We start from the raw sequence: 23,760 nt of genomic DNA on the forward strand, positions 1-23,760 counted from the left end.
CGCCCCGCCCCCGCGGGCCCGGCCGGGCGGTGCTGCGTACGGGCGAAGTGCGTGTCCATCCGGATGAATCGGCGGCGGGTCGGCTCCGGTGGGCGATCCGGCAGGGGTACGGATCCGCGCGGCTCCGGTGACGCACGGTGATGGCCGTCCCCGGGTGGCCTCGTTCCCGTCGTCCCCTGGAGGACCCTTGAAGCGGCGCCAGCGAATATCGCTCTCCACTCTTCCCGCCCTGTTCGTCCTGCTCGTCGGCACCCTGCTGGGCACGGTCACCTCGGCCCACGCCGAGGACTGGGGGCCGGGCGCGCAGCTCGCGGCTCCCCACGGCCGCCCCGCCGCAGGCCACGGACCGGGCCCGGGAACGGGTGCCCCCGGGCGCCTTCCCGGCGGTCCGGAGAACCCGCGCATCTGCATCGGTGCCACCTTCACCGACCCGAAGTTCTTCTGCGGCGACCCCCGGCTCGGCCCGCGGCAGCTGCCCGCCAAGGGGCTGCTCGGCGCGATGCTGACCGACTACCGGCGGCTCGACGGGCAGAACGCCAACGGCTTCCTGCGCACCTGGTTCGACTTCGCGGCGAACAGCTACAAGTTCCCGCCCAACGACGGCTTCCTCCCCGGCGGTCCCGTCGCGGTGATCAACCTCGCCGTGGGGCAGCGGATCGACCGCTTCGGCGGCGAGGGCGGACGGTTCCTCGCACCGGCGGGCTCGCCGTACGCCCAGCGCTCCATCGCGCCGTCGAACCTCAACACCTTCGACCCGGGCTACCCCTTCAACTACCACCTGTACAAGGTCGTCAGGCCGTTCGCGGTCTCCGCGGGGCCCGTGGCGCCCTTCTACGGGCAGCCCGGCAACGGCCTCCAGTACGTGCTGCCGATCGGCGACAGCGTGGCCAACCACGTCACCAACGGCGACCTCATCCGGCTGAACTGACGGGTGCGGCGATGGACCGGCGTGAGCTGTGCGACGCCCTCGCCTCCGCGGGGGTGCCCGGCGGGCTGTACGAGGTCCCGGGCTTCCACGAGTTCGACCTGAGGCCGCCGGACTTCAGGTACCTCCGGCAAGAAGGCAAGGTGTGGGTGGTGGGCAACGTCGAACGCGGGGTGCACGACCCGCACCGGCGTTTCGACACCGAGGACGCGGCCTGCCGCTACCTCTACGACCGGCTCACGCACCCCGGGCCCGCCGCGGGCCCCGGGGCCGACGAGGAGATGGAGGCGGTCCTGCGCGACCGGGAGGAGATCCGGCGGGCGGCCCATGACAGCTATGAACGGGCCCGGCGCCGGCGGAACTGATGCGGGCCCCTTGCGGCCCGCCGACGCGGAGCGGCCCGCCCCGGGATCCGGGGCGGGCCGCTCCGCACGTCGGCGGCGATCGTCACAGGGCCTTCTCCAGCAGCGTCACCGCGTACGGGCTGCCCTTGCCGCCCTGCTTGTGGGGCTGCTCACCGACGACGGTGTAGCCCGCGCCCTCGTAGTACCCCCGCAGCCGCGGGTTGTCCGCCACGCAGTCCAGCCGCGCGTACGGGCGGCCCTCCTCGGCGATGCGGCGCTCCGCCCGGTCGAGCATGGCCCGGCCGAGGCCGCGCGGGGCGGCCGTCCGGTCCACCATGAGGCGGTGGACGTAGCCCGCGTCCGGGGGGCGCACCCCCCAGGCGTGCTCGTCGGTCCACCACAGCTCCCAGCCGCCGACCACCCGGCCCTCGTGCTCGGTGAGCCAGACCTCGCCCGCCGCCATGCGGGCGCGGAAGTGGCCCTCGCCCATCTCGCCGGGCTTCCACTGGTCGATGCCGTGCTCCTGCATCCAGCGGGCGGCGTCGTCCCGGAGGCGGACGAGGAGGGCGGCGTCGCCGGGCAGCGCGAGGCGAAAGGAGAGATCCTTCATGCCTCCATTGTCCGGTGACCGCCCACGGGCCGTCGTCCGGCCTGTCCGCGAGGTCCGGGCCGGCCGTCCTGGGCGTACTTCGCCGTGAGGAGGCCCTCGGCCGCACCGCCGTGCCGGGACGCTCTCCGGCCACCGGGGCGGGGGGAGCGCGTCGCCTCAAGCGCCCCGGAGGTGAGGCGGGGCGGACGGGGCGGACTCAGCGCAACGTCGTGAGCGCGGCGCCCGAGTCGAGCACCGCCGACAACTCGGCCCGGGCGCCCTGTTCGGCCCGTACCGCCATCGTCGGGCCCTTCGAGGTGCCGGTCACGCCGCCCGCGGCCTTGATCCGCGTCACGTCACGGCTGCCCGCGGCCAGCAGGTACCAGTGGCCGGCGGTGGACTTCCACAGCGCCCCGGCCAGCACCCGCGGCATCCCCCGGCCGCACGCCCCGCCGTCCCGGCCGCTCTGGCCCACCGGCGCGCCCGGGGTGCCCGGCTCGGACACCGGGGGCAGGAACAGCGCCAGCGCCCGGCCGTCGGTGCCGCGCCAGGTGTCGGCGCGGGCGCAGACCCACGAGGCATGGCCGTTGTCCTCCGGCAGCCGCTGCGTGGCGTACCGCCAGACGTTGACCGACCGGGTGCCCAGGCCGCTCATGGAGGACAGGTTGCAGGCCGTCCGGGCCACGTTCGCCAGGGCCGTGGGGCCGGTCGCCTCCAGCGGCGCACCCGCCGCCGGCGGCTGGTACGTCAGGTGCGCCGGCACGAGGTCGCCGAGGTCGGTGAGGAGGAACGGCCGGTCCGCGCCGAGTCCGCCGGCGGCGCGGAACTGCAGCGCGGGCCAGGTGTCCCCGCACACCCCGGGGCGGCTGTCCGCGCCCGGCATGCGCACCGGCTCGGTCACCCCGTCCGTCGTGCGGTCCAGCTTCGCGGGGGCGCGCCCCGGGTCCCGCAGGTCGCGTGATGCCGCCTCGGTGACCCAGGGCGCGGTCAGGAACCGGGTGTTGCCGTCCGTCCGGCCGAGCACCACGGCCGCCGTGGTCACGCCCGCGCCGTCGACCCGGGCGAAGTCCAGGGCCGCCGTGCCCCCGCCGTCCCGCGGCTCGGCGTACCGCACCAGCCGCAGGCCGTCGTACATCAGCACCACCGTGGCGCCGTCCACGTCCCCCGCGTACAGCAACTGCGGCTGCTGCACGGGAAGTCCCTCTGCGGTGCCCTTGGTCGCCGACACCGAGACCCGGGCGGAGGGCCGCGCCCACACGGCCATCGCCCGGCCCAGCAGCGCCCGGTCGCCGACGCGTCCGCCACGGGTCGGCCAGGCGGTGAAGTCCACCCGGGAGGCGCGGGTCCACGCGGTGTCCTTCACCCGCACGAGCTTCGCCGGGTCCAGCAGCACCGCGGTGCCGTAGGCGCCCGGTGACCCGCCCGCCGCGTACGGGTCCTGCCCGCCGGTCAGCACCGCGACCAGGGTCGCGGTGACGGCGATCGCGCCCGCCGCGATGAGGCCCACCCGCACGTGCTGGCGCCTGCGCAGCAGATCCGTCGGCCGGGCGTGCACCGTGCACGGGTCGAACCCGCTGCCGCCCAGCAGCAGTCCCTCCGGAACCGCCTTGGCGGCCTTCAGCGCGCCCCGCGGGTCGGCCACCCCGGCGGCCACGAGCAGCCTGCGCACCTCGCGGCCGTCCGCGTGCCGGGGTCGCTCCAGCTCCAGCAGCGCGTACGCCGCCCGCCCGGCCGCGTTGAGCCCGGACAGCGCCCGGTCAAGCTCCGCCTCGTCCGTCCCGGTCGCCTTGGTGTGCAGCCGCAGGCCGAGGACGTACGGCGCCGGACCGCCCACCAGGGTCCTGCGCAGCCGGCCCCGCCAGCCCCGCTCGCGCCCGAACGCCAGCGCCGTGTCCAGTACTTCCTGCCGCACCAGGGCGTAGGCCGGGTCCACGGTGCCCCGCGGGCCGGCCACGTCGGCCACGGCGGGGTCCGGTTCGCACGGCGAGCGCGGCAGCGCGCCCTGCGTCAGGGTGTGGGCGGTCAGTACCCTCCGGTGCCGGCCGAGCGACGGCGGCAGCGTCAGATAGGCCAGCCGGACCAGGTGCGGGTAGTTCTCGACGAGTGCGGCCTCCGCCTCCTCGACGTCCACGATGACGGGTGCGCCGTGCCGGGGACGGGTGGCGGTCGCGTGCTGGGCGTTCACGTTCCGTTGAACGAGTGAATCCTGGGATGGTCACTCCGCCGCCCGCGCGCCGCCCCCGGTGCGGGAGCCGCCACGCGCTCTCCGGGCGGGCGTTGTCGGTGCCCACCGCCATGATGGCGGCATGCACGAGACGGACTGGGCCCGGCTGTTCCACGCCTACGGGGCCGCGACGGACACCCCGCGGCATCTGGCCGCCCTGCGCGCCGGCCGGGAGTCGGAGGTGGCGGCCGCCCTGGCGCACCTCAACGGGGCGATCGTGCACCAGGGCACGCCCTGGCCCGCCACACCGCCGGCCGTCCGGCGGGTCGCGGAGCTGCTCGCCGGGGAGCACCCGGCCGGAGCGCGCTCCGCGCTGCTGGGCTTCCTGCGATACGCGGCGGAGGCGGCGCCCGGCCCGGCGGAGGCCGAGGAGTGCCGGGCGCGGGCGTTCCCGGCTCACGGAGCGGCGATCGACGCCTGGGAGGAGGCCTGGGCGAACGCGGACGAGGAGGAGCAGGAGGCCCTCTGGGACGGGGAGATGGCCGACCTGGCGGTCCTCCGCGCGGCCGTCGGGGTGTTCGACGCCCTGCCCGCCGTCCACGCGGCCGCCGCCGTCCATCTGACCGACCCCGACGCGCGGGTGCGGGCCGCCGCGGCCGCCTGCGTGGCGATCACGGCCGCCCACCCGGCACTCGCCGGCCGGAGGCAGGAGGTGGTCCGGGTGCTCACCACGGCCTCGCGCACCGCCGGGACGGACGAGCGTGCCGCCCTCGCCGTCCACCTGGGGGAGCTGGGCGAGGCGCCGCGGTCCCTGCTCGCCGACCCCGAACCAGCCGTGCGTGTCTGCGCCGCGCTCGCCCCCGCCCTCGAGGGCGACGAGGACGCGGACGCGGTGCTGCTGGAGGCCCTGCGCGACCCCGTGGCGCTCGACGCGGCGTTCGGGCGGACGCCGGCCACCTTCGCCGGCCGCCCCCGCTTCACCGTCTCCGCCGCGGTGTGCCGGCGCGTCACCGACCCCGAGCGGCTGCTGCCCGCGGCCCTCGCCGTCCTGCCGCTGCTCCAGTGGCGGTACCCGAACCCGGATCTCGGCCCCTACCTGCCGCTGCTCTTCCCCGACGGCTGGCCCGCCGCCCATGCCGCCACCCCGCCGCAGCGCGCCTACGCCGCCGCCCTGGCCGCGCACGACACCTTGTGGGACCCCCGCGGCGGCAACCGGGGCGCCCTCTTCGCCCCGCTCGGGCTGCCCGACGACCGCTCCGCATGGCGGGCCCTGAGCGCGACGTCCGAATCCCGCCGGACCTCCTGACCCGATCCGGCGAGGCTGGGGCCATGGACACCCATCGCACCGTGTACGAGGTCCGGGCCCTCGACCCGGCCGTGGCGCAAGAGCTGCGGCGTCTCGACGACGCCGGTCTCGTCCCCCGCCCCGAGCCCGACCCGGAGGGCGGCGCCCCGCTCCGCTGCTGCCTGCGGCGCAGCGCGCCGGGGGAGCGGATCGCCCTCGTCGGCTACGCGCCGCTGCGGCGTTGGGCCGCGGCGACCGGGGCCGACCCCGGGCCGTACGCCGAGACCGGTCCCGTCTTCGTGCACGCCGCCGCCGGGGACTGCCCCGGCCCGCCGGACGTCCGCGGCTACCCCGCCGCCCTCCACGGCGACCGGCGGGTCTTCCGCTGCTACGACGCCCGGGGCCGCATCCTCGGCGGCCGCCTGGTGCAACTGACCGCGGACGAGGCGGGCGCGGGCGCCGCCGACGCCGTCCTCGCGGCCCGGTTCGCCGACCCGCGGGTGGCCGTGGTGCACGTACGGGCCGTGGAGTACGGCTGCTTCCTCTTCGAGGCCGTCCGCACCACGTGAACGCGCCGAGGGCGCCCGGCGGGTGGCCGGGCGCCCTCGGGGACGGTGCGGAGCGTCAGACGAGCGCGGCCTTCTCCAGCGCCGAGCAGCAGGTGCCGACGATGAGGCGGGTGACGACGTAGGGGTCGACGTTGGCGTTGGGCCGGCGGTCCTCGATGTAGCCCTTCTTTTCGACCTCGACCTGCCACGGGATGCGGACCGAGGCGCCGCGGTCGGAGACGCCGTAGCTGTACTCGCTCCAGGGGGCGGTCTCGTGGGCGCCGGTCAGGCGGGCCTCGACGCCGGAGCCGTACTGCTTGATGTGCTCCATCGGCTTGCCGTCGCGGCCGAGGGCCTCGCAGGCCTCGATGATCGCGTCGTAGCCCTCGCGCATGGCCTTAGTGGAGAAGTTGGTGTGCGCGCCCGCGCCGTTCCAGTCGCCCTTGGCGGGCTTGGGGTCGAGGGTGGCGGAGACGCCGAACTCCTCGGCGGTGCGGTAGAGCAGCCAGCGCGCGACCCACAGCTGGTCGGCGACCTCCAGCGGGCTGAGCGGGCCGACCTGGAACTCCCACTGGCCGGGCATGACCTCGGCGTTGATGCCGGAGATGCCCAGACCGGCGGCGAGGCAGTTGTCGAGGTGCTTCTCGACGATCTCGCGGCCGAAGATCTCGTCGGCGCCGACGCCGCAGTAGTAGCCGCCCTGCGGGGCCGGGTAGCCGGCCTCGGGGAAGCCCAGCGGGCGCGAGCCCTGGAAGAAGGTGTACTCCTGCTCGATGCCGAACAGCGACTCCTGGCCCGCGAACTGCTCGGCGACCGGGCGCAGCAGGGCACGGGTGTTGGAGGAGTGCGGCGTGTCGTCGATGTTGAAGACCTCGCACAGCACCAGCAGGTTCGCGCCGCCGCGGATCGGGTCCGGGTAGGTGGCGACCGGCTTGAGCACGCGGTCCGAGCTGTGGCCCTCGGCCTGGTTGGTGCTGGAGCCGTCGAAGCCCCACACACCGGGCTCCGCCCCGTCGGCGAGGATCTTGGTCTTCGAGCGCAGCTTGGCGGTCGGCTCGGTACCGTCGATCCAGATGTACTCGGCCTTGTAGCTCACGGGCGTCATCCTTGGTGGCGTGTGCCTTGCGGGGCGGGTGGTGTTGCCGATGCAGCGTCACAATCTGTGATTTCGCATCCATTGCCCGTGTGTTAACCCGATGTGAACGCGCTGCCGTCCCCCCTGCCGGACACCCCGGTCCGACGGGCGCCGGGCCCCGCCACGGCCGCCGGAACACCCCCGTGTGCCCGGCGGCCACAGGGCCGGAGCCGCCCTCCGCCGCCCCGGAGCCGGGGCCCCGCGGACCGCCGTGACCAGGGACGTAGGGTGTGTGCCATGCCTCACATCACCGTGGACTACACAGGCAACCTCGCGGACGCCTTCGACCGGCGCGGCTTCGCGACCGCGTTGCACCCGCTGGTCGCGAAGACCATCGACACCAGTGTGGAGGCGTGCAAGACCCGCTTCCTCCGGTCCGACGAGTACGTCCTCGCCGACGGCGGGCCCGAGCACGCGCTCGTCCTCGTCCGCGCCGCCGTCCTGTCCGGGCGCACGCCCGAGGCCAAGACGCGGCTGAGCGAGGCCGTCCTGGAACTGCTGAAGCAGCACCTCGCGCCGACCCCGGGGCTGAGCGTGCAGACCGCCGTCGACATCGTCGACCTCGACCGCACCTGGTACCGCAGCCACACCGAGCCGGCGGGGGAGCGGTGACCATGCGCATCGGACTGCTCGGCACCGGCCCCTGGGCGGAGATCGCCCACGGCCCCGCCCTCGCCGCCCACCCCGACGTCGAGTTCACCGGCATCTGGGGCCGCCGCCCCGAGGCGGCGGCCGCCCTCGCCGCGACCCTCGGCACCCGCGCCTACGCCGACGTGGACGATCTCATCGGCGACGTGGACGCCGTGGCGATCGCCCTGCCCCCGGACGTGCAGGCCCCGCTGGCCGTGCGTGCCGCCGAGGCCGGCCGGCACCTGCTGCTCGACAAGCCGGTCGCGACGACGGTGACCGACGCCCGCCTCGTCGCCGACGCCGCCGAGGCCGCCGGCGTCGCGTCGGTGGTCTTCTTCACCCTCCGCTTCGACGCCACCAGTTCCGCCTGGATCGACGAGCAGGCAGCCCGCGACGGCTGGTTCACCGCCCGCGCGCAGTGGCTCGGCTCGGTGTTCACCTCCGGCGACAGCCCCTTCGCCGACTCCCCGTGGCGGCGTGAGAAGGGCGCGCTGTGGGACGTCGGACCGCACGCGCTGTCCGTGCTCCTGCCCGTCCTCGGGGACGTCACCGCGCTCACTGCCGTCCAGGGCCCCGGCGACACCGTCCACCTGGTGCTGCGGCACGACGGAGGCGCCTCCAGCACGGCGGCGCTGAGCCTCACCGCCCCTCCGGCGGCCGCCGGCATGACCGTCGAGCTGCGCGGCACCACCGGCGTCGCCTCGCTCCCCGAGCGCGCCGACGGGCCGGTGCCCGCCTTCGGCAACGCCATCGACGCCCTGCTCACGGCCGTGGGCACCGGCGTCCCCCACCCCTGCGACGCCCGTTTCGCGGCGCGCGTGACGGAGTTGCTGGCCTCGGCCGACCCTGTGTGACGCGCCGTCAGGGGCGGGACCCTGGCGGGCGACTTGCGAAGTGCCTATCGTTTTGGGTATGGCAGCGGACTGGTGGTCCATCGAAGTCCTCAACGCCAGCACACCCGCCGCGGCATGGCGTGACGCGTACGCGCCGACGCTCGTCGAGTCGGCGGTCACCAACCGTGCACTGGCGTGGGAATGGCACACGTACGGGTGGGGTGTCGTCTTCGAGTTGTGCTTCCGCGAAGAGGAGCACTGGCTCGGTTGGCGCTCCCTGCCCGGCACTCGCGCGGCGCTCGACGCCGTCCCCGATCCGGTCTCCGGCGTCCTGGTCCACCGCGGTCGCGGCGGCACCAGCGGAGCGTTCGTCCCCCGCGCCCCGCACCGTTCGCCGGGCGCGGCCGCGGTGGGCCTCCCCGAGCCCCCGCCGGAACCCTCCGGCGCCGACCTCCTGTGCGAACGGGCGACCCCCGTCTGACGCCCTCAGCGCGCGCCGCGCGGTACGCGCGTCTGCCGCGGCCACGCCCGGCCCGTCGCCTCCACGGCCGCGGCGCGCAGCAACTCCAGTACGGCCGCTGCGGGATGGGCGGCGAACTCGGGGAAGCGCCACCGCTGGTACTCGTTCCAGTAGCTCACCGCGCGGCGTTCGGTGACGGAGAGGAACTCCGGCTGCTCCCCGGCGAAGCGCCCGTACACGCGGCGCGCCTCGCTCCCCGGGACGAGGGCCTCGGTGAGCCGTGCGCGGATGTCGGCGACGATCTCCAGCACGTACTCGCCGGTGAGCCGCACCACGAACGGCACCGCCCAGGACTCGTCCGCCCCGGCGACGTGCGCCGCGTGCCGCTGCCGCACGTACCCGTCATGGTGCGCGGCGAACAGGCAGTGCAGGACGAGGCGCTGCCGGGGGGTGAGGGCGGCCGGCACGTCGGCGGCCGGCTCGGGGTGGTACAGGCGCACCGGGAGCAGCACGCTGCCGTGGGCCTCCCAATGGGGGCCGTGGGACGGGGGCGGGAGCAGGGCGGTGACGGCGCGCACGTCCGGGCCGAGCACCGCGGGGAACGCCGCCGTCATGGACGGCGGATCGGCATGCGCGGCGGACACGCGCCGAGCCTACCCGGACCAGGACATCCGTGCGGCGGGAAGAATGCGCTCCGGTGCGGCCTTGTACGGATCATGAAGGCCATCGTGTACACGGAAGGCGGCGGCCCCGAGGTGCTGCGCCCGACCGAGCGGCCGGTGCCGCGACCGGGTCCGGGCGAGGTGCGGGTACGGGTCGAGGTGTCGGGGGTCAACCCGACGGACTGGAAGTCGCGGCGCGCCGGCCCGCCCGCCACGGTCGCGGAGCAGGTGCCGGACCAGGACGGCGCCGGGGTGGTGGACGCGGTCGGCGAGGGCGTCGACCCCGGCCGGACGGGTGAGCGGGTGTGGCTGTGGGAGGCGGCCTGGCAGCGGGCGGACGGCACCGCCCAGGAGTACGTGACGCTCCCCGGGGCGCACGCCGTGCCGCTGCCCGATTCCGCGTCCTTCGACCTCGGCGCCGCCCTGGGCATCCCCGCGATGACCGCGCACCGCGCGCTGACCGTTGCGGAGCACGGCCCGGCGCGGCTCGCGCCGGGCGCCCTCGACGGCCGGACCGTCCTGGTCGCGGGCGGTGCGGGCGCGGTCGGCCACGCGGCGATCCAGCTCGCCCGCTGGGCCGGGGCCTCGGTGGTGACCACGGTCAGCGGACCCTACAAGGCGCACCTCGCCCGGGCCGCCGGCGCGCACCACGTCGTCGACTACCGCGGGAGCGACGCCGCCGAGGAGATCCGCGAGGTCGCGCCCGGGGGCGTCGACATCGTGGTGGAGGTGTCCGTCGCGCAGAACACCGCGCTCGACCTTGCGGTGCTGGCGCCCGGCGGCGTGGTCGCCTACTACGCCGACAACGGCGGCGCCGAGTTCACCCTGCCCGTACGGGAGAGCTTCGCGCGCAACCTGCGCTGGCAGGGCGTGCTCGTCTACACCATGCCGGACGCGGCCAAGGCGGAGGCCGTCGCGGCCCTGACGGCCGCCCTGGCCGACGGGGCCCTGCGGGTCGGCGAGGACGCGGGGCTGCCGCTGCACCGCTTCCCGCTGGAGCGGACCGGCGACGCCCACGCGGCCGTGGAGCAGGGTGCGGTGGGCAAGGTCCTCGTCGACGTCCGGACCGGCCCGTAGCCGCGCGGGGCGGGCGGTGCGGCTGTCGCGTTTGTTCAAGACCGGCCGCCGCCCGCCTCCGCAGGATGGGCGCATGACCGAACCGCACGCATTCATGATCGAAGCCGCCGCCGAAGCCGCCCGGGTCGCCCGCGGTGTGGGTGCCGACCCGGCCCGTCTCTCCGCGCCCACCCCGTGCGGGGAGTGGGACACCCGCACGCTGCTCAACCACTGGATCCTCTACACCTCGCACGGCCTGGAGCACCGGGCGCTGCGCAGGCCGCTGCCCGAGGAGCTGACCGCCCGCGACTTCACCGCCGCCCCGGACTGGGCCGGTGCGTACGCGGAGCAACTGGACCGCGCCGTCGCGGCGTGGGCGGCGCCGGAGGTGTGGGAGGGCGAGCTCGACCTGGGGTACGAGAAGATGCCGGCCGCCGAGGTCGCCTCGATGATCGTCAAGGAGCTCGCCGTCCACGGCTGGGACGTGGCCCGCGCCACCGGCCAGGAGTACCGCTGCGGCGCGGGGCTCGGCGCGTTCGTACTGGAGGTCGTCGACCGGTACGCCGAGGTCTACCGCCGCTACGAGGGCTTCGCCGAGCCGGTCACGCTCCCGGACCCCGCCGCGGCCACGGCCTTCGAGCGGGCCCTGGCCCTGTCCGGCCGCACTCCCGCGCGCTGACGGCGGCCCGCGCGCCGGCGGCGGCCTACGCGCCGATGACGCCCGTGCCCAAGAGGCCGAAGAGCAGGGTGCCGATCACGAGGCGGTACACGATGAACGCGTTGAACGAGTGCTTGGCCACGAACTTCAGCAGCCAGGCGATCGACCCGTACGCGACGACGAAGGACACGACCGTCCCGACGATCAGCGGCGCGGTGTCGACCCCGGCGCCGAGCGCGTCCTTCAACTCGTACAGGCCGGCACCGGTCAGCGCGGGGATGCCCAGGAAGAAGGACAGGCGCGTCGCGGCGACCCGGTCCAGGTCGAGGATGAGCGCGGTGGACATCGTCGCGCCGGAGCGTGAGAAGCCGGGGAAGAGCAGGGCGAGGATCTGCGAGGAGCCGACGAGCATCGCGTCCTTGAACGTGGTGTCGTCCTCGCCGCGCTTGTGGCGGCCCATCTGGTCGGCCGCCCACATCACGCCGCTGCCGACGATCAGCGAGCCCGCGACCACCCACAGTGAGGCGAGCGGCCCCTCGATGAGCGGCTTGGCCGCCAGGCCGACGACGACGATCGGGATCGTCGCGAAGATCACCCACCAGCCGAACTTGTAGTCGTGGTGGTACCGCTCCTCGCGGTTGGCGATGCCGGTGAACCACGCCTTGCAGATCCGGACGATGTCCTTGAAGAAGTAGACCAGCACGGCCGCGATCGCGCCGGACTGGATGACCGCGGAGAAGGCGACGACGGCCTTGTCGTCCACCGGGATGCCCATCAGGCCTTCGGTGATCTTCAGGTGGCCGGTGGACGAGATCGGGAGGAACTCGGTGACCCCCTCCACGACGCCGAGCACAGCTGCCTGACCGATACTGATGGCGCTCATGGGACCCATCTCTGCGGAGTACGTGGCGTGCCCGGGCCTGCACCGGCCGGAGCCCTACGGAGTGTAAGAGAAGTCCCGCGCCCCCCGCGAACCAGGTCCGCCCCGATCGCACGCCCCGAAGGCCTTTGCGGCGGGCGGCGACCTCGCGAACAGGCAGGACGTGCCCGAGCGCGGTCCGCCGGCATGTCGCGTATGTCACATCACCGGCATCCCATGTGAAATCACGAAGAAAGGTGTGCATGCCGCAGAAAAGGCACAGAAAGCCACATCGGTGATGCCGTCGAGATGCGGCCGCGCGGTGTTTGCGACGGGCGGCGCGCAGGAGGCCGGTCGTACCGCCCGCCTCTCCACCCCCCGGCCCCCGCGTACGCGGATGGGCCGGGGACGCCCCCAAGTCCCCCGCGGCGCGGGGACGGTGTGACGCAGGGCTCGAACAGGCCCGGGTGTGGGCAATACTGGCCGCCGCATGCCTGCGTAGGAGCCTTTCATGTCGATGATCAGCAATCTCCGCAAAGCCGTCCGCCTCAGCCACATACGCCAACGGCGTGTGGACCTCAGTCACCCGGCGCGTTCCCCGTTGGGCAGCTCGGTGGTGAACTGCGTGGTCTACATGGACGGGCTGCGGCAGGACGACTGCGCCGCGTACGAGGCGATCGCCCGGGTCCGCAAGTCCGGCCGCGGCTTCGTGTGGATCGGCCTCCACGAGCCCACGGAGGCGGAGTTCGCCGGTGTCGCCGAGCTGTTCGGACTCCACCCGCTCGCCGTCGAGGACGCCGTCCACGCGCAGCAGCGGCCCAAGCTGGAGCAGTACGGCGACACCCTGTTCACCGTCCTCAAGACCGCCCGCTACGTCGAGCACGACAGGCTCACCGCCACCAGCGAGGTGGTGGAGACCGGCGACATCATGGTCTTCACCGGCGCCGACTTCGTCATCACGGTGCGCCACGGCGGCCACGGCTCCCTCGGCCCGCTCCGGGAGGGCCTGGAGACCGTCCCCGACCAGCTCTCCAAGGGGCCGGCCGCCGTCCTGCACGCGATCACCGACCATGTCGTCGACCAGTACCTCGCCGTCACCTCCGCGGTCCACGAGGACATCGAGCAGGTCGAGACGGACGTCTTCTCCGACCACCGCGGCCGCGGCACCGACGCCGGCCGGATCTACCAGCTCAAGCGGGAACTGCTGGAGCTCAAGCGGGCGGTGGCCCCGCTCGGCCGCCCCCTGGAGCGGCTCGCCGAGGTCCCGCTGCCCGGCATCGAGGCCGACCTGCGGACCTACTTCCGCGACGCCGCCGACCACCTCGCCCGCGCCACCGAGCAGGTCAACTCCTTCGACGAACTGCTCAACTCGATACTCCAGGCCAACATCGCGCAGGTGACCATGGCCCAGAACGAGGACATGCGCAAGATCAGTGCCTGGGTCGCCATCCTCGCCGTCCCCACCATGATCTGCGGCCTGTACGGGATGAACTTCGAGCACATGCCGGGGCTCCGCTGGACCTACGGCTATCCGCTCGCCGTGGGCGTCATGGTCGTCATCTGCTTCGTCATCCACCGCGGATTCCGGCGCAACGGCTGGTTGTGAGCAGTGCTGTGTGACATATTACCGGCGTGAGCAAGCCGACGAGCTGCGATGTCGTGGTCGTCGGCGCCGGGATGGTGGGCGCGGCCTGCGCCCTCCACGCCGTGGCGGCCGGGCTGCGCACCGTCCTGGTGGACCGCGGACCGGTGGCCGGCGGCACCACCGGGGCCGGCGAGGGCAATCTGCTGGTGTCCGACAAGGAACCGGGTCCGGAGCTCGGACTCGCCCTGCTCTCCGCCCGGTTGTGGCACGAGCTGACCGAGCGTCACAGCCTGGGCCCGACCGCCGAGTACGAGGCCAAGGGTGGGCTCGTCGTGGCCGCCGGCGAGGAAGGCCTCCACGCGCTGCTGGACTTCGCCGCCGCCCAGCGGCGCGGCGGCGTCGAGGCGGTGCCCGTACCGGCTGACGGGCTGCGCGACCTCGAACCCCATCTGGCGGACGGCCTCGCCGGAGGCGTCCACTACCCCCAGGACGCCCAGGTGCAGCCCGCGCTCGCCGCCGCCCGCCTCGTACGCGCCGCCCGCGACCTGGGCGCCGAGGCCCGGCTCGGCACCACGGTGACGGCGGTCCTGCGCACGCCGGACGGCGCCGTGCGCGGGGTCCGCACCGACCGCGGCGACATCCACGCCCGGGCCGTCGTCAACGCCGCGGGCACCCGGGGCGGCGAGGTGGCCGCACTCGCCGGGGTACGGCTGCCCGTACTGCCGAGGCGCGGCTTCGTCCTGGTCACCGAGCCCCTCCCGGCGCGCACCGTCCGGCACAAGGTGTACGCGGCGGACTACGTCGCCGACGTCGCCAGCGACTCCGCCGACCTGCAGACATCCGCAGTCGTCGAGGCCACCGCGGCGGGCCCGGTCCTCATCGGCGCCAGCCGTGAACGCGTCGGCTTCGACCGCACCTTCTCCCTTCCCGTCGTTCGCCGTCTCGCCGCCCAGGCCCTCGCCCTCTTCCCGGTGCTCCGGGACGTCGCGACGCTGCGCGCGTACACCGGCTTCCGGCCCTACCTGCCGGACCACCTTCCCGCGATCGGCCCGGACCCCCGCGCCCCCGGGCTCCACCATGCCTGCGGGCACGAGGGCGCCGGCATCGGACTCGCCCCGGCGACCGGCCACCTGATCGCCCAGTGCCTCACCGGGGTCCGCCCCGACCTCGACCTCGCCCCCTTCCGCCCCGACCGCTTCCCCGCCGAGGAGGCCACCCCGTGAGCCGCCGCAGCCCCCTGCGCCTGGCCCGCGCCGCACCGGGCCCGGGCTTCACCTTCACCTTCGACGGGCGCGACATCCCCGCCCACCCCGGTCAGTCCGTCGCCGCCGCCCTCTGGTCGGCCGGTGTCCTGTCCTGGCGCACCACCCGCGTCGACGGCGCCCCCCGGGGGGTCTTCTGCGGCATCGGCGTCTGCTTCGACTGCCTCGTCACGGTCAACGGCAGCCCGGGCCGGCGCGCCTGCGTCACCGTCGCCCACCCCGGCGACGTCGTCACCCCGCAGGCCGGCACGGGAGAGCTGCCGTGACCGGGGAGAGGTACGAGCTGGCCGTCGTGGGTGCCGGCCCGGCGGGGCTCGCGGCCGCGCTGGAGGCCGCGGACGCCGGCGTGCGCGTCGCGCTGGTGGACGCCGCGCCCCAGGCGGGCGGGCAGTTCTACCGGCAGCCCGCACCGGGCCTCCGGGCCCGCAGGGCCGGGGCCCTGCACCACGCGTGGGGTACCTGGCGAAGGCTGCGCGGGCGCCTCGACGCCCACATCGAGGCGGGCGGCGTCACCCACCTCCCGGAATGCCAGGTCTGGTGCCTGGAGCCGGGGTTCACCCTGCACACGCTGGAGGCGGGCGCGATCGGCGCGGACGGGGTGGTCCTGGCGACCGGGGGATACGAGAAGGTGCTGCCGTTCCCCGGCTGGACGCTGCCCGGGGTCGTCACGGCGGGCGGCGCGCAGGCGATGCTCAAGGGCGGTCTGGTGCTGCCCGGCCGTACCGTCGTCGTCGCCGGGACGGGGCCGCTGCTGCTGCCGGTCGCGGCGGGCCTCGCGGCGGCCGGGGCGCGCGTCGCGGCGCTCGCCGAGGCCGCCGACCCGCGCGACCTGCTGCGGCACGCCACCGCCGTACCCCTCGGCAAGGCTGTGGAGGGCGCCGTGTACGCCGCCCGGCTGGCCCGGCACGGTATCCGCGTGCGCTGGCGGCACACGGTCGTCGCCGCCCACGGCGTGGACCGCGTCGAGGCGGTCACCCTGGCCGGGCCCGGCGGCGCACGGCGCCGTGTCGCCTGCGACGCCCTCGCCGTCGGCCACGGGCTGCTGCCGCACACCGACCTCGCCGGCTCCTTCGAGGTGGACGCGGAACAGCGCACCCCCACCCCCGGTGTCTGGGCCGCCGGCGAGGTCACCGGCGTCGGCGGCGCCGAACTCGCCCTCGCGGAGGGGGAGATCGCCGGACGTTCCGCCGCCGCCCGGCTGCGCGGTACGGAGCCCGATCGCGCGGGGTGGGCGACCGCCGCCCGCCGCCGCGAGCGGCTGCGGAGGTTCGCCGGCGTGCTCGACGCCGTCTACCGCCTCCCCGGCGGCTGGGCGCAGTCCACCGTCACCGACGACACCGTGCTGTGCCGCTGCGAGGAGGTGCCCGCCGCCGCCGTCCGCGAGGCCGTCCGCGACCTCGGCGCCGGCGACCTGCGCACCGTCAAGCTGCTCACCCGCGCCGGGATGGGCTGGTGCCAGGGCCGTGTCTGCGGCCCCGGTGTCGCCGCCGTCGCCGGATGCCCCTTCACCGACCCCGGGCGCCCCCTCGCCCGGCCCGTGCCGCTCGGCCTGCTGGCCGCCGAGGCAGCCGAAGAGGAAGAGAGGGAACAGCCATGAACAGCACCCCCGACCGCCCGTGGCGCGGCGTGCTCGTCGCCACCGCCCTGCCGCTGCGCGCCGAGGACCTGTCCGTCGACTACGAGGCCTACGCCGCCCACTGCGGATGGCTGGTGGCGAACGGCTGCGACGGCGTCGTGCCCAACGGCTCGCTCGGCGAGTACCAGGTCCTGACCCCCGCGGAGCGCGCCAGGGTCGTGGAGACGGCCGTCGCCGCGGTCGGCGGCGAGCGCGTCGTACCGGGCGTCGCCGCGTACGGCTCCGGCGAGGCGCGCCGCTGGGCCGAGCACGCCGCCGACGCCGGATGCTCGGCCGTGATGCTGCTGCCGCCCAACGCCTACCGCGCGGACGAGCGTTCCGTGCACGCCCACTACGCCGAGGTCGCGCGGGCCGGGCTGCCGGTCGTCGCGTACAACAACCCCTACGACACCAAGGTCGACCTGACCCCGCGCCTGCTCGCGGAACTGCACGAGGCGGGTCACATCAAGGCCGTGAAGGAGTTCAGCGGCGACGTGCGCCGCGCCTGGGAGCTGGCCGAACTCGCCCCGGGACTCGACCTGGTGATCGGCGCGGACGACGTGCTGCTCGAACTGGCCGCCGCGGGCGCCAAGGGCTGGGTCGCGGGCTACCCCAACGCCCTGCCCCGGACGTGCGGCGAGCTCTTCCGCGCCGCGGTCGCCGGGGACACCGGGACCGCGCTGCCGCTCTACCGGTCGCTGCACCCGCTGCTGCGCTGGGACTCCCGGACGGAGTTCGTCCAGGCCATCAAGGTGTCGATGGACCTCGCCGGACGGTACGGGGGCCCCTGCCGCCCGCCGCGTGTGCCGCTGCTGCCGGAGCAGGAGAAGGAGGTCCGGGCCGCCACCGAGGCCGCGATCGCCGCCGGCCTGGCGTAGCCCCCCGGCCCGCGGCCCCACCTGCGGCCCCGGCACCCGACCCACGAGGAGGACACACCCCCATGCGCAGCAAACTCGTCCTGCACGCGGTGGACTCCCACACCGAGGGCATGCCCACCCGCGTCGTCACCGGCGGCATCGGCACCGTCCCCGGCGCCACCATGAACGAACGCCGCCTCCACTTCCGCGACCACCTCGACCACATCCGGCACCTGCTGATGGACGAGCCCCGCGGCCACGCCGCGATGAGCGGGGCGATCCTGCAGCCGCCCACCCGCCCGGACGCCGACTACGGCGTGATCTACATCGAGGTCTCCGGCTACCTGCCGATGTGCGGGCACGGCACGATCGGCGTGGCGACCGTCCTCGTCGAGACCGGCATGGTGCCGGTGACCGAGCCCGTCACCACGGTCCGCCTCGACACCCCGGCCGGCCTGGTCGTCGCGGAGGTCGCCGTCACCGACGGCGCGGCGACCGCCGTGACCCTGCGCAACGTCCCCTCGTTCAGCGTCGCCCTGGACCGCAAGGCCGTCCTCGCCGACGGCCGCACCGTCACCTACGACCTCGCCTACGGCGGCAACTTCTACGCGATCCTGCCCCTGGACTCCTTCGGCCTGCCCTTCGACCGGTCCCGCAAGGACGACATCCTCGCCGCCGGTCTCGCGCTGATGGACGCGATCAACGCCCAGGAGCCGCCCGTCCACCCGGAGGACCCCACCATCCGCGGGTGCAAGCACGTCCAGTTGCTGGCGCCCGGCTCCACGGCGGTCCGTTCGCGGCACGCCATGGCCATCCACCCCGGCTGGTTCGACCGCTCGCCCTGCGGCACCGGCACGAGCGCGCGGATGGCGCAGCTGCACGCCCGCGGCGAACTGCCCCTGCACCAGGACTTCGTGAACGAGTCCTTCATCGGCACGCACTTCACGGGGCGGCTCACCGGCACCACCGAAGTGGCCGGCCTGCCCGGCGTGCTGCCGTCCGTCACCGGCCGCGCGTGGATCACCGGCACGGCCCAGTACCTGCTGGACCCGTCGGACCCGTTCCCCGCCGGATTCGTCCTCTAGCGACCCGGACACCGATACTGGTCGCATACATGCCACGTCGCCGAGGAGGAGCCACCGCATGGCAGCGCACGACGGGCCCGCCCTGCCCGCCCTCGGCGGGCAGCGCTCCGGCAGTTACCGCGAGCGCGTCGCGGACGCCCTGCGCGCGGCGCTGGTCGCGGGGGAGCTGCGCCCCGGCGAGGTGCACTCCGTGCCCGCGCTGGCGGGCCGCTTCGGCATCTCCGCCACGCCCGTCCGCGAGGCGCTGCTGGACCTGGCCAAGGAGGGGCTGCTCGACCCGGTGCCCAACAAGGGCTTCCGGGTCACCGCGGTCTCCGACCGGCAGCTCGACGAGTACACCCACATCCGCTCCCTCATCGAGATCCCGACCGTCACCGGCCTCGCCTCCACCGCCGACGCCACGGCGCTGGAGGCGCTGCGCCCGGCCGCCGAGGAGATCGTCACCGCCGCCGCGGCCGGGGACCTCATCGCCTACGTGGAGGCCGACCGCCGCTTCCACCTCGGGCTGCTCGCCCTCGCCGGCAACGAGCACCTGGTCGAGGTCGTCGGCGACCTGCGCAAGCGCTCCCGGCTGTACGGCCTCACGGCCCTCGCCGAGCGCGGCCTGCTCCGGGCCTCGGCGGAGGAGCACCTGGAACTGCTGGACGTCCTCCTGGCCCGCGACGGCGCGGCCGTGCAGGCCGTCATGACCCGTCATCTCGGACACGTCAGGGGCCTGTGGGCGCGCTGACCGGCGGAGGCGGCCCGGGGCCGTTCTTCGCCGTACGCACCGGGCCGGGGGAGCCCCGGGCGGAGGGATTCGTGCCACTGGCGGAGGTGTACGCCGGGCGGCCGTCGCCCGCGCTGACCGCACGGGTGGCGGAGGTGGGGCGACGGCTCGGCACGCCGGAGCGGCGCGTCGCCGCCTCGCTGGCCCAGCAGGGGCTGGCCGCGCGGCTGTGGTCCGTCGCGCTCGGCCCGGCGGCGCTGACCGACCGCATGCCCGACCTGTCCGGCGGACGCCTGTGGTGGCACCCCGGCCGGTCCGCCCCGGACGAGCTGTGGCTGCCGGACGACGCCCCGCGGGTGCCCGCGGGCCGGCTGCGCGAGGACGTGCTCCTGGGCCACCTCGTGCCCCTCTGCGAGTCCGTGCACGCGGTGTCGGGCGTCGCGCCGGGGCTGCTGTGGGGCAACGCCGCCTCGGCCCTGGCCGGGACCCTGCGGGTGCTGCACTCCTGGTGCCTGGGGGAGGGCGCCCGGCCCGGCGCCGCCGCCCGTGCCGTCGCGCTGGCGGAGGAGCTGATGGCGGACCCCCTGCTGCGCGACGCCGGCGGCCTGCGCCTCACCGGGCCGGGCGCGCCCGCCTACGTCCGCCGCAGTTGCTGCCTGTACTACCGCGTGCCCGGCGGCGGACTGTGCGGGGACTGCGCGCTGCGCTGAGGGCGGGCCGGCCGCCGGTGGACGCCGCGTCGAACTCCCGGTGACCAGGAACTATCTATGTCGGCATAGAAGTTGATGATGTGGAAAGCTGTCGTCAGCGGTGCCGGGTCAGGGCCCGGCCGGCCGCCGAGAGGAGCGCAGCGTGATGGAGAACGGCTTCCGCGCCGAGGAGATCGACACCGGCAGGCCGCACCCCGCGCGGATCTACGACTACCTGCTGGGCGGCAAGGACAACTACGAGGTCGACCGCAAGGCCGCCGACGCACTCGCCGTCGCGGCGCCCGAGGTGAGGATCGGCGTCCGCGCCAACCGGGCCTTCATGCGCCGCGCCGTCCGGCACGTGGTCGGCAGCGGCGTCCGCCAGGTCCTCGACATCGGCACCGGACTGCCCACCTCCCCGAACGTGCACGAGATCGCCCAAGAGGTGTCGGCCGACGTCCGCATCGCGTACGTCGACAACGACCCGATCGTGAACACCCACGCCAACGCCCTGCTCAGCCGCTCGGCCGCCACCAGCGTCGTACTCGCCGACCTGCGCGACCCCCGGGCCGTCCTGGACCACCCCGACGTCCGGCGGGTCATCGACTTCGACGAACCGGTCGCCCTGCTCCTCGTCGCCGTCCTCCACTTCCTCACCGACGGGGACAAGCCCGCGGAGGTCGTCGCCACCCTGCGCGACGCACTCCCGGCTGGCAGCTACGTGGTGCTCTCGCACGCCACCGGCGACTTCGCCGACCGCAGCGACGCCCAGGCCGTCTACAACAACGCCACCGCGAGCCTCAACCTGCGCTCCCGGTCCGAGGTCGAGCGGCTCTTGGACGGCTTCGAGTTGGAGGAGCCGGGCCTCGTCCAGGTCCCCTTCTGGCGCCCCGACACCCCCGTCCCGCCGCGCTCCGGCGAGATCGGCTTCTACGGCGGCGTCGGCCGCCGCGCCTGACAGGACCCTCCCGTCTTCAGACGGGCCGCTCCAGCCGGTCCCTGAGGACCCGGGCCCTGGCCCGCTGGACCGCCCCCGCCTGGGAGGCGGCGAAGCGCAGCAGGCCGGGCGGCGTGCGCAGGCGCAGGGTGTCGGTGACCAGGCTGCCGGCGCCGTCGCGCTCTATGGCGAAGCGGTAGCCCATGCGGACCCGGGCCGGGCTGCGGACCTCGCCGGAGATCTCGGCGGAGTGCGGCAGCCGGTCCGGGACGGCGACGAGCGTCACGTCGATGACGTTGTCGTGCCGCAGCAGACCCAGGAACCGGAACCGCTCCACGGCCGTGTAGCGCACGCTCCCGCCACTGCGGTGCACATCGCGGACGTCGACGAGGAGCGGCGACAGGCCGATGTAGTGCGTCGGTTCGGCCAGGTGCGCGAAGACCTCATCCGGGGGCGCGGCGACCCGGAAGGTGTGCTCCAGTTCGGTGGACGGCATAGCGGACCCCTCCTCGGCACGGCACCCGGCACGGCGATCCTCCCACCTGGGGCCGCGCCCCACACGGCTTCCGCGACGGGAAAGCCGTCGGCCGGTGCGCGGCCCGGACGGGCGGTTCCCCGCGTCGGCCCGAGCGCGCGCTCCGGGAATGGGAGGATCTTCCCGGAGGAAAGCGCGTGGACATGTGTGAACTGTTGGAGTGGCTGGCCGGGCACGGAGTCACCACGGTGTTCAAGGTCGACGGCGACCGCATGGTTGAGCGCAAGAAGGCATGGATGGTCGTCATCAGTGGCGGGCCGCTCGGCGAGGACTCGTTCTTCCGCGCGGACATGGACACGGCAGAGGCGTGCCTTGACGCGGTGCTCGCTCACCTGGAGAGCAAGGGTCTGTCGCCGTTCGCCTGATCGCGACGTCCCGTGCGGTCTGGTGCCGCGCCTCGATGCGAACTGTGGGCGCGACGGTCGACCGGCCTCGTCATCTGCCAATTCTGCGGCTCTGGTGCCACTTGAGGGCGGCCGTGAAGAACATCGGTCCCAGCAGGGCCAGGGTGACGTGAACCGTCGGCCGGATCATGTTCCAGGCCACAAAAGCCAGTTGCGCCCAAAAGATCAGCCACAGCCACCAGGGCATGATGCCTGGCGTCTTGACCCTCCGCCCCATAACCCCACCCCCGCGATGGCAGGGACGATAGCGCCGTCGAGAGCCGGCGCACCAGGCCCTGAGGCATTGGCTGGGGCGGTCCGCGGTGTGGCCTGCAGATTCCCGGCCTGGGACGTAGTGGAGAAACCCACACGGACAAGCCGTGGGCCGTGCCTCCCGATTTGGGAAACACGGCCCACGGCCCATGGACGGCCCAGGTCAGGGACTCATGGCCCTGACCTGCGGACTTCCTAGATGTCGAAGTAGAGCTCGAACTCGTGCGGGTGCGGCCGCAGCGCGATCGGGGCGATCTCGTTGACCCGCTTGTAGTCGATCCAGGTCTCGATCAGGTCGGAGGTGAAGACCCCGCCCTGGAGGAGGAACTCGTGGTCGTCCTCGAGCGACTCCAGGACCGCCGACAGCGAGGTCGGGACCTGCGGGACGCCCGCGTGCTCCTCGGGGGCGAGCTCGTAGAGGTCCTTGTCGACGGGCTCGGCCGGCTCGATCTTGTTCTTGATGCCGTCGAGGCCCGCGAGCAGCAGCGCCGAGAAGGCCAGGTACGGGTTGCCGGAGGAGTCCGGGGCGCGGAACTCGATGCGCTTGGCCTTGGGGTTCGCACCCGTGATCGGGATGCGGATGGCCGCGGAGCGGTTGCGCTGCGAGTAGACCAGGTTGACCGGGGCCTCGAAGCCGGGGACCAGGCGGTGGTACGAGTTCACCGTGGGGTTGGTGAAGGCCAGCAGCGCCGGGGCGTGCTTGAGGATGCCGCCGATGTAGTAGCGGGCGGTGTCCGACAGGCCCGCGTAGCCCTGCTCGTCGTAGAACAGCGGGGCGCCGTTGGTCCACAGCGACTGGTGGACGTGCATGCCGGAGCCGTTGTCACCGAAGATCGGCTTGGGCATGAAGGTCGCGGTCTTGCCGGCACGCCAGGCGACGTTCTTCACGATGTACTTGAAGAGCATCAGGTCGTCGGCCGCGGCGAGCAGCGTGTTGAACTTGTAGTTGATCTCGGCCTGGCCGGCGGTGCCCACCTCGTGGTGCTGGCGCTCGACCTGGAGGCCGGACTTCATCAGCTCGAGGGTGATCTCGGCGCGCAGGTCGGCGAAGTGGTCGACCGGCGGGACCGGGAAGTAGCCGCCCTTGTACTTGACCTTGTAACCGCGGTTGTCCTGCTCCGCACCGCTGTTCCAGGCGCCGGCCTCGGAGTCGATGTGGTAGAAGGACTGGTTCGCGCCGGTCTCGAAGCGGGCGCTGTCGAAGACGTAGAACTCGGCCTCGGGGCCGAAGTACGCGGTGTCGGCGATGCCGGAGGAGGCGAGGTAGGCCTCGGCCTTCTTCGCCACGTTCCGCGGGTCACGGCTGTACTGCTCGCCGGTGATCGGGTCGTGGATGAAGAAGTTGACGTTGAGCGTGGAGTCCCGGCGGAACGGGTCCAGCTTGGCCGTGGAGAGGTCCGGCACCAGAGCCATGTCGGACTCGTGGATGGCCTGGAAGCCGCGGATCGAGGACCCGTCGAACATCAGCTGCTCGTCGGGGTCGAAGGACTCGACCGGGACCGTGAAGTGCTGCATCACACCGGGCAGGTCGCAGAACCGGACGTCCACAAACTTGACGTCGTTGTCCGAGATGAACTTCTTCACCTCGTCGGCGTTTTGGAACGACATCCAACTCCTCCTTGGCCCGGCCCGGGAGGCCGGATTGCAGCTCATGGGTGCGACCAGTGCGGTGGCGCACGTTG

General features: G+C 74.3%; 27 protein-coding genes. 19 read left to right on the top strand and 8 right to left on the bottom strand.

All coding sequences use genetic code 11. The annotated features are described in order from the left end of the window. The first annotated feature begins 187 nt into the window (after nt 1-187). Together PV342_RS24790 and PV342_RS24795 are read left to right on the top strand one after the other, a co-directional pair. On the top strand, nt 188-928 hold the full coding sequence (locus PV342_RS24790) for a TNT domain-containing protein (RefSeq protein WP_360998835.1): 741 nt from the start codon (nt 188-190) through the stop codon (nt 926-928). Nucleotides 929-939: 11 nt separating this feature from the next. After that, on the top strand, nt 940-1,290 hold the full coding sequence (locus tag PV342_RS24795; protein WP_500318705.1) for a hypothetical protein: 351 nt from the start codon (nt 940-942) through the stop codon (nt 1,288-1,290). An 82-nt stretch (nt 1,291-1,372) separates the two neighbouring features. Here PV342_RS24795 and PV342_RS24800 read toward each other — a convergent pair whose 3' ends face one another. After that, complete coding sequence (locus tag PV342_RS24800) at nt 1,373-1,879, bottom strand: GNAT family N-acetyltransferase (protein ID WP_400801956.1); 507 nt, start codon at nt 1,877-1,879, stop codon at nt 1,373-1,375. A 196-nt stretch (nt 1,880-2,075) separates the two neighbouring features. After that, complete coding sequence (locus PV342_RS24805; protein WP_386989017.1) at nt 2,076-4,043, bottom strand: hypothetical protein; 1,968 nt, start codon at nt 4,041-4,043, stop codon at nt 2,076-2,078. A 121-nt stretch (nt 4,044-4,164) separates the two neighbouring features. On the opposite strand from PV342_RS24805, the gene PV342_RS24810 reads away from it, so the two are divergent. Both PV342_RS24810 and PV342_RS24815 read left to right on the top strand, forming a co-directional pair. Beyond that, the gene (locus PV342_RS24810; protein ID WP_500318706.1) at nt 4,165-5,328 is read left to right on the top strand and encodes a hypothetical protein; all 1,164 of its coding nucleotides are present in this window, start codon (nt 4,165-4,167) and stop codon (nt 5,326-5,328) included. 23 nt (nt 5,329-5,351) lie between these two features. Next, a complete protein-coding gene (locus PV342_RS24815; RefSeq protein WP_500318707.1) occupies nt 5,352-5,876 on the top strand; it encodes a DUF1203 domain-containing protein in 525 nt (174 codons plus the stop codon). Between the two features lie 55 nt (nt 5,877-5,931). Here the strand turns inward: PV342_RS24815 and glnII are convergent, their stop codons facing one another. Further along, nucleotides 5,932-6,951 (bottom strand): glutamine synthetase, encoded by a 1,020-nt coding sequence (gene glnII, locus PV342_RS24820; protein WP_500318708.1) that lies wholly within the window; start codon nt 6,949-6,951, stop codon nt 5,932-5,934. 276 nt (nt 6,952-7,227) lie between these two features. Between glnII and PV342_RS24825 the strand changes: the two genes are divergently transcribed. Genes PV342_RS24825 through PV342_RS24835 form a run of 3 tightly spaced genes read left to right on the top strand, consistent with a single transcriptional unit; the run spans nt 7,228 to nt 8,934 of the window. Beyond that, the gene (locus PV342_RS24825) at nt 7,228-7,602 is read left to right on the top strand and encodes a 5-carboxymethyl-2-hydroxymuconate Delta-isomerase (protein WP_018556977.1); all 375 of its coding nucleotides are present in this window, start codon (nt 7,228-7,230) and stop codon (nt 7,600-7,602) included. A 2-nt stretch (nt 7,603-7,604) separates the two neighbouring features. Next, nucleotides 7,605-8,474, top strand: a complete 870-nt coding sequence (locus tag PV342_RS24830) for a Gfo/Idh/MocA family protein (protein WP_329188285.1) — start codon at nt 7,605-7,607, stop codon at nt 8,472-8,474. A gap of 58 nt (nt 8,475-8,532) precedes the next feature. Further along, nucleotides 8,533-8,934 carry a hypothetical protein gene (locus PV342_RS24835; protein WP_400801944.1) on the top strand — a complete coding sequence of 134 codons (402 nt, stop codon included), beginning with the start codon at nt 8,533-8,535 and terminating at the stop codon, nt 8,932-8,934. A 5-nt stretch (nt 8,935-8,939) separates the two neighbouring features. Here PV342_RS24835 and PV342_RS24840 read toward each other — a convergent pair whose 3' ends face one another. Then, a complete protein-coding gene (locus PV342_RS24840) occupies nt 8,940-9,557 on the bottom strand; it encodes a hypothetical protein (RefSeq protein WP_500318709.1) in 618 nt (205 codons plus the stop codon). 72 nt (nt 9,558-9,629) lie between these two features. Here PV342_RS24840 and PV342_RS24845 point away from each other — a divergent pair, with 72 nt between their 5' ends. Both PV342_RS24845 and PV342_RS24850 read left to right on the top strand, forming a co-directional pair. Next, nucleotides 9,630-10,652 carry an NADPH:quinone reductase gene (locus PV342_RS24845; RefSeq protein ID WP_400801940.1) on the top strand — a complete coding sequence of 341 codons (1,023 nt, stop codon included), beginning with the start codon at nt 9,630-9,632 and terminating at the stop codon, nt 10,650-10,652. Nucleotides 10,653-10,725: 73 nt separating this feature from the next. Then, the gene (locus tag PV342_RS24850; RefSeq protein ID WP_386989034.1) at nt 10,726-11,310 is read left to right on the top strand and encodes a TIGR03086 family metal-binding protein; all 585 of its coding nucleotides are present in this window, start codon (nt 10,726-10,728) and stop codon (nt 11,308-11,310) included. A 25-nt stretch (nt 11,311-11,335) separates the two neighbouring features. Here PV342_RS24850 and PV342_RS24855 read toward each other — a convergent pair whose 3' ends face one another. Beyond that, the gene (locus PV342_RS24855) at nt 11,336-12,172 is read right to left on the bottom strand and encodes an undecaprenyl-diphosphate phosphatase (protein WP_326576718.1); all 837 of its coding nucleotides are present in this window, start codon (nt 12,170-12,172) and stop codon (nt 11,336-11,338) included. A gap of 487 nt (nt 12,173-12,659) precedes the next feature. Between PV342_RS24855 and PV342_RS24860 the strand changes: the two genes are divergently transcribed. The 9 genes from PV342_RS24860 to PV342_RS24900 all read left to right on the top strand — a co-directional run bounded on the left by PV342_RS24860 (nt 12,660) and on the right by PV342_RS24900 (nt 20,908). Further along, on the top strand, nt 12,660-13,754 hold the full coding sequence (locus tag PV342_RS24860) for a magnesium and cobalt transport protein CorA (RefSeq protein WP_400801938.1): 1,095 nt from the start codon (nt 12,660-12,662) through the stop codon (nt 13,752-13,754). A gap of 26 nt (nt 13,755-13,780) precedes the next feature. After that, complete coding sequence (locus PV342_RS24865; protein ID WP_500318710.1) at nt 13,781-14,956, top strand: NAD(P)/FAD-dependent oxidoreductase; 1,176 nt, start codon at nt 13,781-13,783, stop codon at nt 14,954-14,956. Then, nucleotides 14,953-15,261, top strand: a complete 309-nt coding sequence (locus PV342_RS24870; RefSeq protein WP_329188297.1) for a (2Fe-2S)-binding protein — start codon at nt 14,953-14,955, stop codon at nt 15,259-15,261. Before PV342_RS24865 ends, PV342_RS24870 begins: the two co-directional genes overlap by 4 nt. Beyond that, the gene (locus PV342_RS24875; protein ID WP_386989043.1) at nt 15,258-16,592 is read left to right on the top strand and encodes an FAD-dependent oxidoreductase; all 1,335 of its coding nucleotides are present in this window, start codon (nt 15,258-15,260) and stop codon (nt 16,590-16,592) included. Before PV342_RS24870 ends, PV342_RS24875 begins: the two co-directional genes overlap by 4 nt. Continuing rightward, nucleotides 16,589-17,488, top strand: a complete 900-nt coding sequence (locus PV342_RS24880; RefSeq protein WP_500318711.1) for a dihydrodipicolinate synthase family protein — start codon at nt 16,589-16,591, stop codon at nt 17,486-17,488. Before PV342_RS24875 ends, PV342_RS24880 begins: the two co-directional genes overlap by 4 nt. A 62-nt stretch (nt 17,489-17,550) precedes the next feature. After that, complete coding sequence (locus PV342_RS24885) at nt 17,551-18,552, top strand: proline racemase family protein (RefSeq protein ID WP_400801928.1); 1,002 nt, start codon at nt 17,551-17,553, stop codon at nt 18,550-18,552. A gap of 58 nt (nt 18,553-18,610) precedes the next feature. Beyond that, nucleotides 18,611-19,282 carry a GntR family transcriptional regulator gene (locus tag PV342_RS24890; protein WP_329188305.1) on the top strand — a complete coding sequence of 224 codons (672 nt, stop codon included), beginning with the start codon at nt 18,611-18,613 and terminating at the stop codon, nt 19,280-19,282. Further along, the gene (locus PV342_RS24895; protein WP_018556990.1) at nt 19,270-19,971 is read left to right on the top strand and encodes a (2Fe-2S)-binding protein; all 702 of its coding nucleotides are present in this window, start codon (nt 19,270-19,272) and stop codon (nt 19,969-19,971) included. Before PV342_RS24890 ends, PV342_RS24895 begins: the two co-directional genes overlap by 13 nt. Before the next feature lie 142 nt (nt 19,972-20,113). Beyond that, complete coding sequence (locus PV342_RS24900; protein ID WP_400801923.1) at nt 20,114-20,908, top strand: SAM-dependent methyltransferase; 795 nt, start codon at nt 20,114-20,116, stop codon at nt 20,906-20,908. 16 nt (nt 20,909-20,924) lie between these two features. Here PV342_RS24900 and PV342_RS24905 read toward each other — a convergent pair whose 3' ends face one another. Continuing rightward, nucleotides 20,925-21,383, bottom strand: coding sequence for an SRPBCC family protein (locus PV342_RS24905; RefSeq protein ID WP_329188308.1), 459 nt, complete (start codon nt 21,381-21,383; stop codon nt 20,925-20,927). Between the two features lie 182 nt (nt 21,384-21,565). Here PV342_RS24905 and PV342_RS24910 point away from each other — a divergent pair, with 182 nt between their 5' ends. Then, a complete protein-coding gene (locus tag PV342_RS24910) occupies nt 21,566-21,787 on the top strand; it encodes a hypothetical protein (protein WP_500318712.1) in 222 nt (73 codons plus the stop codon). A 70-nt stretch (nt 21,788-21,857) separates the two neighbouring features. Here the strand turns inward: PV342_RS24910 and PV342_RS24915 are convergent, their stop codons facing one another. Together PV342_RS24915 and glnA are read right to left on the bottom strand one after the other, a co-directional pair. Continuing rightward, nucleotides 21,858-22,013, bottom strand: a complete 156-nt coding sequence (locus PV342_RS24915; protein ID WP_400801919.1) for a hypothetical protein — start codon at nt 22,011-22,013, stop codon at nt 21,858-21,860. A 260-nt stretch (nt 22,014-22,273) separates the two neighbouring features. Next, nucleotides 22,274-23,686, bottom strand: coding sequence for a type I glutamate--ammonia ligase (gene glnA, locus PV342_RS24920; RefSeq protein ID WP_400801917.1), 1,413 nt, complete (start codon nt 23,684-23,686; stop codon nt 22,274-22,276). Nucleotides 23,687-23,760 lie beyond the last annotated feature (74 nt).

Origin of the sequence: Streptomyces sp. PA03-3a (assembly GCF_033792735.1) — a bacterium.
In the GTDB taxonomy this organism is placed as follows: Bacteria; Actinomycetota; Actinomycetes; order Streptomycetales; family Streptomycetaceae; genus Actinacidiphila.